The organism is Olsenella uli (assembly GCF_016899935.1).
Classification (GTDB): Bacteria; Actinomycetota; Coriobacteriia; order Coriobacteriales; family Atopobiaceae; genus Thermophilibacter; species Thermophilibacter uli_B.
In genome coordinates this window covers 224,561-237,952 of record NZ_JACJJK010000005.1, presented here as the reverse complement: position 1 = coordinate 237,952, position 13,392 = coordinate 224,561, and the positions used below count along the sequence as shown (strand labels likewise).

At 66.0% G+C, this 13,392-nt stretch carries 10 protein-coding genes and 1 pseudogene; 10 read left to right on the top strand and 1 reads right to left on the bottom strand.

The window, feature by feature from the left end; genetic code table 11:
- The 7 genes and pseudogenes from H6A07_RS06510 to xdhC form a co-directional block, all read left to right on the top strand.
- A pseudogene (locus tag H6A07_RS06510) lies at positions 1 to 372 on the top strand (BMP family lipoprotein); the annotation flags it as partial.
- 196 nt (positions 373 to 568) lie between these two features.
- The gene (locus H6A07_RS06505) at positions 569 to 1,066 is read left to right on the top strand and encodes a nucleoside deaminase (protein ID WP_342636571.1); all 498 of its coding nucleotides are present in this window, start codon (positions 569 to 571) and stop codon (positions 1,064 to 1,066) included.
- Positions 1,067 to 1,130: 64 nt separating this feature from the next.
- Entirely contained in the window at positions 1,131 to 2,222 is a 1,092-nt protein-coding gene (locus tag H6A07_RS06500; RefSeq protein ID WP_239471116.1) for a BMP family lipoprotein, read from the top strand.
- A gap of 102 nt (positions 2,223 to 2,324) precedes the next feature.
- Positions 2,325 to 3,599, top strand: a complete 1,275-nt coding sequence (locus tag H6A07_RS06495) for an amidohydrolase family protein (RefSeq protein WP_204814118.1) — start codon at positions 2,325 to 2,327, stop codon at positions 3,597 to 3,599.
- A gap of 234 nt (positions 3,600 to 3,833) precedes the next feature.
- The gene (gene xdhA / locus H6A07_RS06490; RefSeq protein WP_204814117.1) at positions 3,834 to 6,176 is read left to right on the top strand and encodes a xanthine dehydrogenase subunit XdhA; all 2,343 of its coding nucleotides are present in this window, start codon (positions 3,834 to 3,836) and stop codon (positions 6,174 to 6,176) included.
- Positions 6,176 to 7,057: a xanthine dehydrogenase subunit XdhB gene (gene xdhB / locus H6A07_RS06485; RefSeq protein ID WP_204814116.1), complete on the top strand. Its 882-nt coding sequence runs from the start codon at positions 6,176 to 6,178 to the stop codon at positions 7,055 to 7,057. Before xdhA ends, xdhB begins: the two co-directional genes overlap by 1 nt.
- Entirely contained in the window at positions 7,057 to 7,563 is a 507-nt protein-coding gene (gene xdhC / locus H6A07_RS06480) for a xanthine dehydrogenase subunit XdhC (RefSeq protein ID WP_204814115.1), read from the top strand. The genes xdhB and xdhC overlap by 1 nt, the downstream gene beginning before the upstream one ends.
- 54 nt (positions 7,564 to 7,617) lie before the next feature.
- On the opposite strand, the gene H6A07_RS06475 is transcribed toward xdhC, so the two are convergent.
- On the bottom strand, positions 7,618 to 8,085 hold the full coding sequence (locus tag H6A07_RS06475) for a hypothetical protein (protein ID WP_204814114.1): 468 nt from the start codon (positions 8,083 to 8,085) through the stop codon (positions 7,618 to 7,620).
- Between the two features lie 158 nt (positions 8,086 to 8,243).
- On the opposite strand from H6A07_RS06475, the gene H6A07_RS06470 reads away from it, so the two are divergent.
- From H6A07_RS06470 to H6A07_RS06460, 3 genes are all read left to right on the top strand, one after another.
- Positions 8,244 to 9,650, top strand: a complete 1,407-nt coding sequence (locus tag H6A07_RS06470; RefSeq protein ID WP_204814113.1) for a uracil-xanthine permease family protein — start codon at positions 8,244 to 8,246, stop codon at positions 9,648 to 9,650.
- 198 nt (positions 9,651 to 9,848) lie between these two features.
- Positions 9,849 to 11,252, top strand: coding sequence for an ATP-binding protein (locus tag H6A07_RS06465; protein WP_204814112.1), 1,404 nt, complete (start codon positions 9,849 to 9,851; stop codon positions 11,250 to 11,252).
- Between the two features lie 104 nt (positions 11,253 to 11,356).
- Entirely contained in the window at positions 11,357 to 12,790 is a 1,434-nt protein-coding gene (locus H6A07_RS06460; RefSeq protein ID WP_204814111.1) for an alanine/glycine:cation symporter family protein, read from the top strand.
- Positions 12,791 to 13,392 lie beyond the last annotated feature (602 nt).

The window sequence follows — 13,392 nt, the reverse complement described above, 5'->3', positions numbered from 1 at the left end:
GACGTCATGTGGGGCGACGCCTCCGCCGTCGACAACGGCGCCCGCCAGGCGCTCGAGGCGGCCGGCGCCGACACCCACTTCGACATCGCCCAGCCGATCGACATCGTGGGCGACGACCAGCCCACCGTCATCACCTCCACGGTGACCGACTGGATGATCGGCCAGGCCATGGACGAGATCGAGGACGGCTCCTTCGGCGGCGGCAAGGCCATCACCGGCAACATGGACAACGGCGGCGTCTCCCTCGGGTCCTTCTCCGACAAGGTCCCGGCCGAGGTCCAGGACAAGGTGAACGAGTACGCCGAGCAGATCAAGGCCGGCTCCTTCATCACCGACGACGAGGTCGACGCCATCGAGTCCTCCCTCCAGTAGTCTCACGGAGGACGTCGGGGTCTGAGTGCCCGTGACCACATGCGCCCTGCCGATTTTTTGGTAGGGCGCATGACTTTTTTTTAGCCGCTTGTGGCGCTTCTCGCGCCGTGCGGCGATGTCGCGCGTCGCACGGCGCTGCGGCCCCCGTATCATGGACGAGGAGTTCGCTTTCTTTGCCCGGAGGAGGGGATCGCACGTGGCACGCAAGGAGTTCACGCACGAGGATGACGTCCGGTACCTGAGGCGCACGATCGAGATCTCGCGCGCGTCGCGCGAGCACGGCAACACGCCGTTTGGCGCCCTGCTCGTCTCGCCGGAGGGCGATATCCTGCTCGAGCAGGAGAACGTCGAGATCGACACGCACAAGTGCACCGGTCACGCGGAGACGCAGACGGTCGAGCGCGCCTCGCAGCTCTATGACAAGGCCTACCTCTGGGACTGCTCGCTCTACACCTCCGCCGAGCCCTGCTCGATGTGCGCCGGCGCCATCTACTGGGCAAACGTGGGGCGCGTGGTGTATGCCATGACGGAGCGGCGCCTGCTCGAGCTCACGGGCTCCAACGAGCAGAACCCCACGTTCGACCTGCCGTGCCGCACCGTCTTTGCCGCCGGGCAGAAGGACATCGAGGTCGTGGGGCCGTTCCCCGAGCTCGAGGTGGAGGCCGCGGCCGTGCACGAGGGATACTGGGATTAGGTTGCTGGGAAGGGCGCCGCAAGGCGCGCGGATCCGCCTCGGCGGGGAAGGGAAGGAATGTAGGATGAAGAAGCAGAGCATGTCCGCCCTCGGGCCCTCGATGACGCGCCGCAACGCGCTCAAGCTGGGCGCGGCCGGCGCCGCGGCGCTTGGCCTTGCCGCCTGCGACGGCGGCGACGGCGGCGAGAGCGGCGAGAAGACCTACAAGGTCGCCCTCGTCATCAGCGGTCCCGCCCTTGACGGCGGCTGGGGCCAGGGACACTACGACTCCCTCGTCGCCGCGCTCGAGGGTCGCGACAACTGGGAGATGCTCGAGCCCAAGGAGAACACCGCCTCCGCCGACGCCGGCACTGCGGCGCAGTCCCTCGTCGACGTGGGCTGCGACCTCATCATCGCGGCAGGCAACGAGTTCGTCTCCGCATGGGGCGACGTGGTGGCCGAGGCCGCCGAAAACTACCCCGACATCAAGTTCCTCATGACCAACACCGACCCGGACGTGGACCTCGCGGACTACGAGACCCTGGAGAACGTCGAGACCGTGCAGGTCAACCTCAAGCAGACGGGCGCGCTTGCCGGCGTGGTGGCGGGCCTCATGACCGAGAGCAACCACATCGGCTTCATCGGCGGCATGCGCATTCCCACGACCCTTACCAAGTACGCCGCCTATCTCGCCGCGGCCCAGAAGGTCAACCCGGACGTCGAGGGCCACTATAACTTCGAGGCCGGCTTCAGCGACGCCTCCTTCGGCGCCAAGCTCACCGAGCAGTGGATCAACTCCAATGGCGTGGACGTCATGTGGGGCGACGCCTCCGCCGTCGACAACGGCGCCCGCCAGGCGCTCGAGGCGGCCGGCGCCGACACCCACTTCGACATCGCCCAGCCTGCGGACATCGTGGGCGACGACCAGCCCACCGTCATCACCTCCACGGTGACCGACTGGATGTTCGGCCAGGCCATGGACGAGATCGAGGACGGCTCCTTCGGCGGCGGCAAGGCCATCGAGGCCAACATGGAGAACGGCGGCGTCTATCTGGGCACCTTCTCCGACAAGGTCCCGGCCGAGGTCCAGGAGCAGGTGAACGAGTACGCCGAGCAAATCAAGGCCGGCTCCTTCCTCACCGACGACGAGGTCCAGGCCATCGAGGACACGCTGTAGTCCGTATCGGCTCTTGTCTGCGGCTTGTTGAGATGGGGGGCGGACGCGCGATACGGCGCGCCCGCCCCCGTGTCCAAAACGTACCGGTCAAAGGGAGGGGCCATGAAAGCTCGCTCGTTTGTCCTCAAAGGCGACGTCTGCTACAGCCTGAGCCCGCGCGAGGTGTCCTGCACGGAGGGCGGCCACCTGGTGTGCGTTGACGGCAGGAGCGCGGGCGTCTTCGAGGAGCTTCCCGAGCGCTATGCCGCGCTGCCGCTCGTTGACTGCGCGGGGCGCCTCGTCGTTCCCGGTCTCTGTGACATCCACCTCCACGCCCCGCAGTACGCCTTCCGCGGCCTGGGTATGGACCTCGAGCTGCTCGACTGGCTGAACACCCACACCTTTCCCGAGGAGGCTCGCTACGCGGACCTGGACTACGCCGAGCGCTCCTATGACATCTTTGCGGACGACCTGCGCCGCTCCGCCACCACGCGCGCGGTGGTCTTTGGCACCATCCACGTCGGGGCGACCGAGCTCCTCATGGACAAGCTCGAATCGACGGGGCTCGTGACGTACGTGGGCAAGGTCAACATGGACCGCAACGCCCCGGGGGACCTCGTGGAGACGAGCGCGGGCTCGGCCGAGGCCACGCGCCGCTGGCTGGAGGACGTGTCCGGCCGCTACGAGCGAACGCGTCCCATCATCACCCCGCGCTTCACGCCCAGCGTGAGCGACGGCCTCATGGCAGAGCTCGGCGCCCTGCGCGAGGAGTACGACCTGCCGGTACAGAGCCACCTCTCGGAGAGCCCCTCGGAGGTGAGCTGGGTGCGGGAGCTCTGCCCGTGGTCGGGCTGCTACGCGCAGACCTACGCGCGCCCCGGCCTTCTCGGCGAGAAGAGCGTGATGGCGCACTGCGTCCACTCCACCGACGAGGAGGTGGAGCTGCTGCGGGCCACGGGCACCTACGTGGCGCACTGCCCGCAGAGCAACGCGCAGCTCGCGAGCGGCATCGCGCCCGTGCGGCGCTACCTGGAGCTCGGCCTGAGCATGGGCCTGGGCACGGACGTGGCGGGAGGGGCCACCCTCTCGATGTTTCGGTGCATGGCGGACGCCGTGGCCGCCTCCAAGCTGCGCTGGCGCCTGGTCGACCAGCGCCTCGCGCCGCTCACCACGCAGGAGGCGCTGTGGCTCGCCACGGCGGGCGGGGGCTCCTTCTTCGGCCGCGTGGGCTCGTTTGCGGAGGGCTGCGAGCTTGATGCGCTCGTGCTCGACGACACGGCCATCCGCACCCCGCGCGAGCTCAGCCTCTGGGAGCGCCTGGAGCGCTACGTCTACCTTGCGGAGGAGGGCGGTCGCATCGAGCGCAAGTTTGTTGCGGGCTGTGAGGTGACGCTCTAGGGGGTTCCCGCTTTGTGCAGGGGGTGCGTTCTGGACGTGACGCGTTGCTCTTCTCGGAAAATAACGGGCAGGTCAGCGGCGGTTTTTTCAGGTTATGGAAGCGGCATGTGCGTCCACCAGCGCAGAGGTACCGCTCGCGACCTTGTGTGTCTAACATCGCGTCTGAGTGGCTAACATTTTGTTAGCGAATGTCTCGTATGCGTGTCCTGAGGACCTACGGAAAGGAAGGACGCCATGGAGAAGCTGAGGGAGGTCGGACGGCCCGTCCCGCGCGTCGACGCGTATGACAAGGTGACGGGGCGGGCAATGTTCACCGACGATCTGTGTCCCAAGCCGTGCCTGGAGGCCAAGCTCGTCCACGCCACCATCGGAAACGGCCGCGTGGTCTCGATAGACACCTCGGAGGCGCTCGCAGAGCCTGGCGTGGTGGCCGTCTTCACCTGCTTTGACGTGCCGGACACCTGCTTCCCGGTGGCGGGCCACCCGTGGTACGCGGATTCCAAGGCCGAGAAGCGCGACCTCGCAGACCGCAAGCTCCTCGACGACCGCGTGCGCATCTACGGCGACAACATCGCCGTGGTGGTGGGCGAGGATGCCGTCGCCTGCGCGCGCGGCGCGAGCAAGGTGAAGGTCACCTACGAGGAGTGGCCCGTCATCTATGACGCCAAGGAGTCGCTCGCGGGAACCGAGCACCCGGTGCAGGAGCGCTGTCCGGACAACCTCCTCGCGCACTCGCTTGCCGTGACGCCTTCCGAGAAGCTCGCCGAGCACGGCTATGACAGCGTGGAGGCGGTTCTCGCCGACCCGCGCTACCATCACTTCTCCGCGCACATCGAGTCCCGCGAGCAGTCCCAGGTGCACATCGAGACCTGCGTCTCGTACTGCTACGAGGAGGGCGGCAAGATCGTCTGCGTGACGTCCACGCAGATTCCGCACGTGGTGCGCCGCGTCATCGGCCAGGCGCTCGGCATCCCCTGGGGCCAGGTGCGCGTGATCAAGCCCTACATCGGCGGCGGCTTTGGCACCAAGCAGGACGTGCACTACGAGCCGCTCAACGCCTGGATCTGCAGGCAGCTCGGCGGGCGGTGCGTGAAGCTCGAGGTCTCGCGCGAGGAGCTCTTCTGGGACACGAGCGGCCGTCAGCCCAAGACCTTTGACGTCGAGGCCTCCGTTGACGACGACATGAACCTGCGCGCCCGCTCCATCGTCGCCTACTCCAACACCGGCGGCTACGGCCACCACGGCCACGCGCTCGTGCTCAACTCGGTGAACTCCTTCCGCTGGCTCTACCACGGCCAGGAGTTTGCCACGAGAAGCGAGGCCTTCACCGCCTACACCAACGGCCCGCACACCGGCGCCATGCGCGCCTACGGCGTGCCCGAGGGCAACTGGGCGGCCGAGTGCCTGATGGGCGACATCGCCTACGACATGGGCTGGGACGGCGTGGAGTTTCGCCTCAAGAACGTCTACACGGACGCCTTTGTCGACGAGTTCACCCCCGGCGGCGTGATCGCGGCCCACACCTGCGCCATCCCCGAGTGCGTGGAGAAGGGCAAGGCCTACATCGAGTGGGACAAGAAGCGCGCCGAGTACGCCAACCAGACCGGCCCCGTCCGCCACGGCGTGGGCGTGGCCCTCTTCGTGTACAAGACGGCCGTGGCGCCCTTTGCGCTCGAGACCGCCACGGCGGCGCTCACGCTCAACCAGGACGGCACGGTGCAGCTCCAGATGGGCGCCACGGAGATCGGCCAGGGTGCGGACACGGTCTTTTCGCAGATGGCGGCCGAGGCCATAGGCGTGGACACCGAGGACGTGCACATCGTCTCCTTCCAGGACACCGACGTCACGCCGTACGACTCCGGTGCCTACGCCTCGCGCCAGACCTACGTCTCGGGCACGGCGGTCAAGAAGGCCGGCCTCACGCTGCGCAGGAAGATCCTGGACTACGCGCGCTTCCTGTACCCGAGCGCGCAGGGCGAGCTCTCGCTGCGCGACCACCACGTGGTGGACGCGCTGGGGCACCCCGTGTGCGACCTCAAGACGCTCGCGCTCGAGGCCTACTACAACCTCGACCATGCCGACCAGCTCCACGCGCACGAGACCGTGAACGTGCACACCAACGCCATCGCGGGCGGGTGCACCTTCGCGGACGTGACCGTGGACATGCCGCTCGGCAAGGTCACCGTCAACAAGATCATCAACGTGCACGACTCGGGCACGCTCATCAACCCCAAGCTCGTGGAGCAGCAGATTCACGGTGGCATGGCGCAGGGCATCGGCTTTGGCCTCTACGAGGAGGTCCAGGTGGACCCCGGGACCGGGCGCGTGCTCAACCCCACGCTGCTCGACTACAAGATCCCCACGGCGATGGACGTGCCCGACCTCAAGGCGGACTTCGTCGAGAAGCCCGACCCCACGGGTCCCTACGGCAACAAGGCCGTGGGCGAGACGCCCGTCATCTCCCCGGCGGCGGCGATCCGCGACGCGATCCTCAACGCCACCGGCGTCAAGTTCTACGTGGAGCCCATGACGCCCCAGCGTCTCTTCGAGGGCTTCAAGAGGGAGGGGCTCATCTGATGTATGACATCGAATCGCTCTACGAGGCACAAAGCGTCGACGATGCCGCCCGCGCCCTCGCCGAGGACCCGCGCGCCGAGATCATCGCCGGCGGCACCGACGTGCTGGTGAAGCTGCGCGACGGCAAGGGCGCGCCCGCGCACCTCGTCTCCATCCACGAGCTCGCGGGCGAGCTCGCCGGCGTCGCGCTCGCCGAGGACGGCACCGTGGAGATCGGGCCCCTCACGGTCTTTCACGACGTGACCGTGAACCCCATCATCCAGAGGACCGTGCCCACGCTCGGCGAGGCGTGCGACACCCCGGGCGGCCCGCAGCTGCGCACGTCCGGCACCATCGGCGGCAACGTCTGCACGGCGGCGACCTCGGCCGACTCCGCCTCCACGCTCTTTGCCTACGGCGCCCTTCTCGACGTGCGGAGCGTGCGCGGCGAGCGCACCGTCCCCATCGAGCAGTGGTACGCCGGACCCGGCCGCTCGCACAAGGAGCGCGACGAGGTGCTGGTGAGGATTCGCATCCCGCGCGAGCACTACGAGGGCTTCACCGGCCATTACTTCAAGTACGGCAAGCGTCGCGCCCTCGAGATCGCCACCATGGGCTGCTGCTGCCTGGTCAAGCTCGCCGCCGACAGGTCCACCATCGATGACATCCGCCTCGCCTTCGGCGTGGCCGGGCCCACGCCCATGCGCGCGCTGGCGGCGGAGGACGCGGTGCGCGGCATGAGCGTCGCGGAGGCGGCCGAGAAGATCGGCGAGCTCGCCGCCGCGTGCACGAGCCCGCGCGACAGCTGGCGCGCCTCGAAGGAGTTTCGTCTCCAGCTCATCAGGGAGATGTCCAGGCGCTCCCTCATCGAGGCCGCACGGAGGGGAGGGGCTGAGCTCTGATGGACATGAAGATCCTCAAGTGCACGGTCAACGGCCGCGAGGTCCAGGTGGGCTACGACCCGCGCGAGTCCCTGCTCGACACGCTGCGCAACCGCCTTGGCCTCACGAGCGTCAAGCGCGGCTGCGAGGTGGGGGAGTGCGGTGCGTGCACGGTGCTCGTTGACGGCGTGGCCACCGACACCTGCCTCTACCTCACGGACTGGGCGCAGGGCAAGGACATCCTCACCGTGGAGGGCCTCCAGGCGCCGGACGGCTCGCTCGACCCCGTCCAGCAGGCCTTTGTCGACGAGTTTGCCGTGCAGTGCGGCTTCTGCATCCCCGGCATCATTATGAGCGCCGAGGAGATGGTGCGCTCCGGGAAGACCTACACGCGCGACGAGATCAGAAAGCAGCTCTCCGGGCACCTCTGCCGCTGCACCGGCTACGAGAACATCGTGAACGCCGTGGAGAAGGCCATCGAGGTCGTCCACGGCATGGTGGGCGAGCCCGCCGAGAAGGACGCGTAGGCGCGGCGCTTCTCGTCAGACGCGCACCCCCGTGGGGCCCGCCGCGTGCGGGCCCTACTCCCAGCTCACGATGATGGTGCTGTCGTCGAGGTTGGCGTTGCCGTACTCGTCCTCTCCGGCCTCCACGTCAAAGCCGAGCCTGCGCAGCGTGCTCACGAACTTCACGAGGCGCGCGTTGAAGGTGTTGAGGAGGCGCTTTGACTGGATGGGCGAGATGAGGTCCTGCTCGCGGCCATAGATGATGCAGGTGATGGCGTCGGCCACCGCCGTGTTGGAGTTTGCCACGAGGTCGTTGTAGAACGAGTTGCCGTTGCCCTTGCCGTCGAACATGCCGGGGGCAAACTTGACGGCAAGCGAGCTGTTGCCGTATGTGGCGTACATGCGGATGCGGGTGTCCGTGCGGGCCTCCGCGTTTCTGAGCGCCCAGCTCATGGCGTTCTGGGCGAGGGTGTCCGCCTCGGCTCGCTGGCGGCCGGGGATGGCCGCGGCGGCGAGCTCGCGCGCCTCGGTTGCGTCAATCATGGAGACTCCTTTGGGCCTGTGCCGCTCGCCACCATATTAGCGCCGTTTGCGCTGCTCAGCGACAAAACCAAACAATATGTTTGGCCGACAGAATAATAATTAGGACAACAGCTCCGCGCGACGGCGCGCCATGCCGTCGCCCGCACGAGGGAGGCAGCATGGCAGCACCCGCCCAGCAGGTCGAAAGCGAACTCAACGAGGCCCTCTTCAGGCGCAAGGGCGTCCCCCCGATCAAGGACCTCATCCCCACCTCGCTCCAGCACGTGCTCGCCTCCTTTGCCGGCGTCATCACGCCGGCGATGATCATCGCCACCACGTGCAACTTCACCGAGGCGCAGGAGACCGCGATCATCCAGGTGGCGCTCATCCTTTCCGCCATAGACACGCTGCTTCAGCAGTTCCCGCTCTTCGGACGCATCGGCGCGGGGCTCCCCATCCTGACGGGCGTCTCGTTTGCCTTTCTGCCGGCCTTCCAGGCGGTGGGCATCGAGTTTGGCTTCTCCACGCTGCTGGGCGCCGAGCTCATCGGCGGTGCGGTGGCGGTGCTCTTTGGCATCTTCTACACCAAGGTGCGCGGGCTCTTTCCACCGCTCGTCACGGGCACGGTGATCTTCACGATTGGCGTCTCGCTCTATCCCACGGCCATCACGTACATGGCCGGCGGCTCGGGCGCGGCGGACTTTGGCGGCGTGCAGAACTGGATCGTGGGCCTCATCACCTTTGCCGTGGTCTTCGCGCTCTCCAACTTTGCCACGGGCGTCTTCAAGCTGGGGTCCATCTTCTTTGGCATCATCATCGGCGTGCTCGTCTCCATCCCGTTTGGCATGGTGAGCGCCGAGGAGGTGGCGGGCGCCGCGTGGTTCTCGCTGCCCGAGCTCTTCCCGTTCGAGATCGTCTTCAACCCTGCGGCGTGCATCACGCTGGCCATGGTGTACGTGATGGTGAACGTGCAGCTCATCGGCGACCTCTCCGCCTCCTGTGCGGGCAGCATGGACCGCATGCCCACCGAGCGAGAGATCGGCGGCGCCATCAAGGCGCAGGGCCTCGTGAGCATGATCTCCTCCGTGCTGGGCGGCATGCCCACCTCGGCCTTTGGCCAGAACGTGGGCATCATCGTCTCCAACAAGGTCATCAACCGCTGGGTCTTTGGCGCGGCCGCGCTCGTCTTTCTCGCCGCGGGCCTGTGCCCCAAGCTCTCCGCAATCCTGCTCATGATTCCGCAGCCGGTGATCGGCGGTGCCACCATCAGCGTCTTTGGCACCATCACCCTGAACGGCATCCGCATCCTGGTGAAGGACGGCCTCACGCCGCGCGCCTGCACCGTCTTTGGCATCTCCGTGGCCTTTGGCATCGGCATCGCGCAGGTCTCCGGCTCGCTCACCGGCCCCGGCATGCCAGACTGGCTGGCCACGATCTTCGGCACCTCTGCCATCACGCCCTGCGCCGTCATGGCGATCATCCTGAACTCCATCCTCCCGCCCGACAGCGAGGCGGCGCCGGAGAAGAAGAGCCTGCGTCCCATCGAGGAGGACGAGGAAGGCGAGGAGGACGCGGGGGACGCGTAGGGCTTCCGCCGCAACATGACATCCCCGTTGGGGCCCGTCGGTTTGCCATGCCCGACGGGCCCTTCTCTGTGGGGCTGCGCGTTTACCGTCACAGTTTTACCGCCAGTGGCGGTAAAGTCGCTTGCTGTCAAAGATTATTCTAAATAGAATAATTCTGTAGAGGATAATCTTTGTCAAGCTTGCCGAGAGGAACCGACGATGTGCACGTTCGTTGACCGAGACGCAGAGCTTCGAGCCCTCGAGCGAGAGTACGCGCGCGAGGGGTCCTCCTTCGTCGTTGTCTACGGCCGCCGTCGCGTGGGCAAGACGGAGCTCATCTCCCAGTTCATCCGTGACAAGCGTGCCCTCTACTATCTGGCGACGGAGGAGCCCGAGCTCCAGAACCTCGAGAGCTTCCAGTCCGTGGCGGCCGACTTCCTCCAGAGCGACCTGCTCCGCAGCGCGCGCGTCTCGCGCTGGGAGGACGTCTTCCGCGAAATCGCCCGCGCGTGCGGCACTGCGGACGAGCGTGCGGTTATCGTCATCGATGAGTTCCAGTACCTCGGTAAGGCAAACCCCGCCTACCCGTCGATCTTCCAGCGTGTCTGGGACACGATGCTTAAACGCGCCAACGTCATGCTCATCCTCTGCGGCTCGCTCATCTCGCTCATGAGAGACCAGGTGCTCTCGGAGGAGAGCCCGCTCTATGGTCGCCGCACGGCTCAGATCAGGATGGGCCAGATTCCGTTTTCGCACTATTGTGAGTTTCTGTCGGGGCGTTCGACGCGCGAGCTGGTGGAGCGCTACGCCGTGACTGGCGGCGTGCCCAAGTACATCGAGCTCTTTGAGGACGAGAAGGACGTCTACTCGGCAATCTCCTCAAACGTCCTCGACCGCAGCGGCTTTCTCTACGACGAGCCGAACTTCCTGCTGCAGCGCGAGGTTCCCGACGTGGGCACCTACTTCGCCCTCATCCGTGCAATCGCCGGGGGAGCGCACCGTCCCAATGAGATCTCCCGTGACTTTGGCCTGAAGCAGACGAGCCTTGGCAAGTACCTCAAGACCCTCATCGACCTTGACGTCCTTGAGCGCGAGGTGCCTGTCACGGAGGGCAACCCTAACAAGAGCAAGAAGAGCCTCTATCGGATAAAGGACAACTTCCTCCAGTTCTGGTTCCGGTTCGTGCTGCCCAACCTGAGCTACCTGGAGACGGGGCGCACGTCGGCCGTCGAGCGGCGCATACGCGATCATTTCATCGACGGTCACGTGGCGTACGTGTACGAGGACGTTTGCCGCGAGTGCCTATGGGAGCTGGCGGACTCTGACGAGCTAGGCTTTGTGCCAGAGCGCGTCGGGCGCTGGTGGTCGGGGAGCGACGAGATTGATGTTGTTGGTCTGAGCGCGGACGAGAAGCGCGCTGTCTGGGGCGAGTGCAAGTTCTGGAAGGACCCCGTCGGCGCGAATGTCCTGCGAACCCTGGAGGAGAAGGTGGCGCGCGTCCTGTGGGAGAAGGACGCGCGGGTGGACACCTTCGTAATCTTCAGCGTGAGCGGCTTCACGGACGAGCTGCGGGGGATTGCCGGTGCGCGAGACGACGTTCTGCTGGTGGACGACTCGGAGTAACGCAGCCCATCAATCAACGCTCCCGTCACGCTACGGAAACACAGGTAGTGCAAAGTTACCCTTTGTGTAGCTGAAACTGCCCGCGCCCCGTCGAGAGGCCCTCCATGTTCGACTTCCTCATGTCCGCCATCACCGCCCTGAACGACAACGTGCTGTGGGGCGTCCCCATGGTCGTGCTGATGCTGGGGACCGGCGTGTTTCTGCTCTTCGTCACTCGCGGCGTCGTGTTCTCGCGCTTCAACGTGGTCATGCGCTATACCACCAAGACGCTCTTCCAGCGCCCTGACCCGTCGGAGGCGGGGGAGGGCACTATCTCGCCCTTCCAGGCGGTGTGCACCGCGCTCGCGGCGACGCTCGGCACCGGCAACATCGTGGGCGTGGCGCTCGCGGTGGCCACGGGCGGCCCAGGCTCGATCTTCTGGCTGTGGCTCTCCGCGCTGGCTGGCATGGTCATCAAGTTCTGCGAGGTCACGCTCTCGGTGGCATACCGCACGCGCAACGAGCGTGGCGAGATCGTGGGCGGCCCCATGTACTACATCTCTCGCGGACTGGGCAAGACCTGGCTCGCCATGCTGTTCGCCGCCTTTGGCTTCCTTGCGTCGTTCGGCATCGGCGCGAGCGTGCAGGCCAACTCGCTCGCCGGTAGCGTGAACGCCACCTTCGGCGTGCCGCTGCCCGTCATCGGCGCCGTCGTGGCGCTGCTCGCGGGCCTGGTCCTCATCGGCGGCATCACCCGCATCGCGCAGATCACCGAGAAGCTCGTGCCCTTCGCGGCCATCTTCTACCTGCTCGGTGCCGCAGCGGTGCTCGTGGTCAACGCCGGCGAGATCCCCGCCGCCATCGCCCAGATCTTCCGCGACGCCTTTACGGGCACGGCGGCCACGGGCGGCTTCCTGGGCGCCACGGTCATGTACGCGTGCCGCGTGGGCATGTCGCGCGGCGTGTTCACCCACGAGGCGGGCATGGGCTCGGCGCCCATCGCGCACGCCTCCGCCGACACCGACCACCCCGCCCGCCAGGGCCTGTGGGGCACCTTCGAGGTGTTCTTCGACACCATCGTCATGTGCACGATCACGGGCCTCGTGATCATCACCTCGGGGCTGTGGCACGCCGACCCCATGATGTCCGAGGGCGCCATGAGCTCGGCGGCCTTTGGGCAGAGCATCCCCGGCGGCCAGTACATCGTGACCGTGGGCCTCATGCTCTTTGCGTTTGCCACGCTGATCGCGTGGTACTACTACGGCGAGAAGTGCGTTGAGTACCTCTTCCGCAAGAGCTGCGCCCAGCGTGTGGCCGTGCGCGTCTACCAGGTTGCCTACGTGGCCATGGTGTTCGCGGGCTGCGTGACCAACCTCGACGTGGTCTGGGAGTTCGCCGACTGCTTCAACGGCCTCATGGCGATCCCCAACCTCATCGCGCTGATTGCGCTCTCTCCTGTGATCCGCCGGTTTGCGGCGGACTTCTTCCGCGACCCCGACAGCCGTCGCCCGCGCGACACGGACTACAGCGGGCTGCTGGTGTTTAGGGATAAGTACTGAGTTTCATCACGATAAGTGGCCTAAGGGCCTCCTATCAACCCTGCGCTGCTCTCAGCCTCCTATCGAACGTCTCTCCTGCGAGCTTGATGACCCCTCGGCTCCTTTTAGATCCTCAAGTAGCGGCTCGCGCTCGTTGTAGGCTGTTAGTATCTTGTGTCGATGAACTAGGTCCTAGCCCATATAGCGTCCGTGTGCGGGAAGCCTGGGTATGCGAGAGCGGACAGCGGTCATCCGAGCTGTTCGTATCGTGAGAATCGGTAACGGCGGGTAGCTTGAGCGCTCTCGGAGTAACCCATACGCGCGAGCGCGGTGCCGGCGTGCACGTCTCTCGCCAGATTGTCTGCGAAGCAGTTATCCCCTTCGAGGCCAAGGATGTCGAGTGCTAGCATTCCGACGCGGATGTTAAGTAAACGCTCGTGGAATCTGTGTCGTTGCACGACTTCTTGAGCTCGGAGGCCTGCGCGCGCAAGGTAGCGTTCATCAGTTTCTCCAGTAGCGTTTTCAGTGCGACGTTAATTTCGATAATTCTGCTGGTGTGGGTACCGCCTATCACACTTAACTTTCAAGAGTATATTGGGAATAGTGGTGCTCTCCGTTCTGTC

What these genes read in the sequence shown, in the direction of transcription:
- H6A07_RS06500 (WP_239471116.1), top strand. Translation starts at nt 1,131, where the DNA reads ATGAAGAAGCAGAGCATGTCCGCCCTCGGGCCCTCGATGACGCGCCGC.
- xdhA (WP_204814117.1), top strand. Translation starts at nt 3,834, where the DNA reads ATGGAGAAGCTGAGGGAGGTCGGACGGCCCGTCCCGCGCGTCGACGCG.
- H6A07_RS06495 (WP_204814118.1), top strand. Translation starts at nt 2,325, where the DNA reads ATGAAAGCTCGCTCGTTTGTCCTCAAAGGCGACGTCTGCTACAGCCTG.
- xdhB (WP_204814116.1), top strand. Translation starts at nt 6,176, where the DNA reads ATGTATGACATCGAATCGCTCTACGAGGCACAAAGCGTCGACGATGCC.
- H6A07_RS06460 (WP_204814111.1), top strand. Translation starts at nt 11,357, where the DNA reads ATGTTCGACTTCCTCATGTCCGCCATCACCGCCCTGAACGACAACGTG.
- xdhC (WP_204814115.1), top strand. Translation starts at nt 7,057, where the DNA reads ATGGACATGAAGATCCTCAAGTGCACGGTCAACGGCCGCGAGGTCCAG.
- H6A07_RS06475 (WP_204814114.1), bottom strand. Translation starts at nt 8,085, where the DNA reads ATGATTGACGCAACCGAGGCGCGCGAGCTCGCCGCCGCGGCCATCCCC.
- H6A07_RS06465 (WP_204814112.1), top strand. Translation starts at nt 9,849, where the DNA reads ATGTGCACGTTCGTTGACCGAGACGCAGAGCTTCGAGCCCTCGAGCGA.
- H6A07_RS06470 (WP_204814113.1), top strand. Translation starts at nt 8,244, where the DNA reads ATGGCAGCACCCGCCCAGCAGGTCGAAAGCGAACTCAACGAGGCCCTC.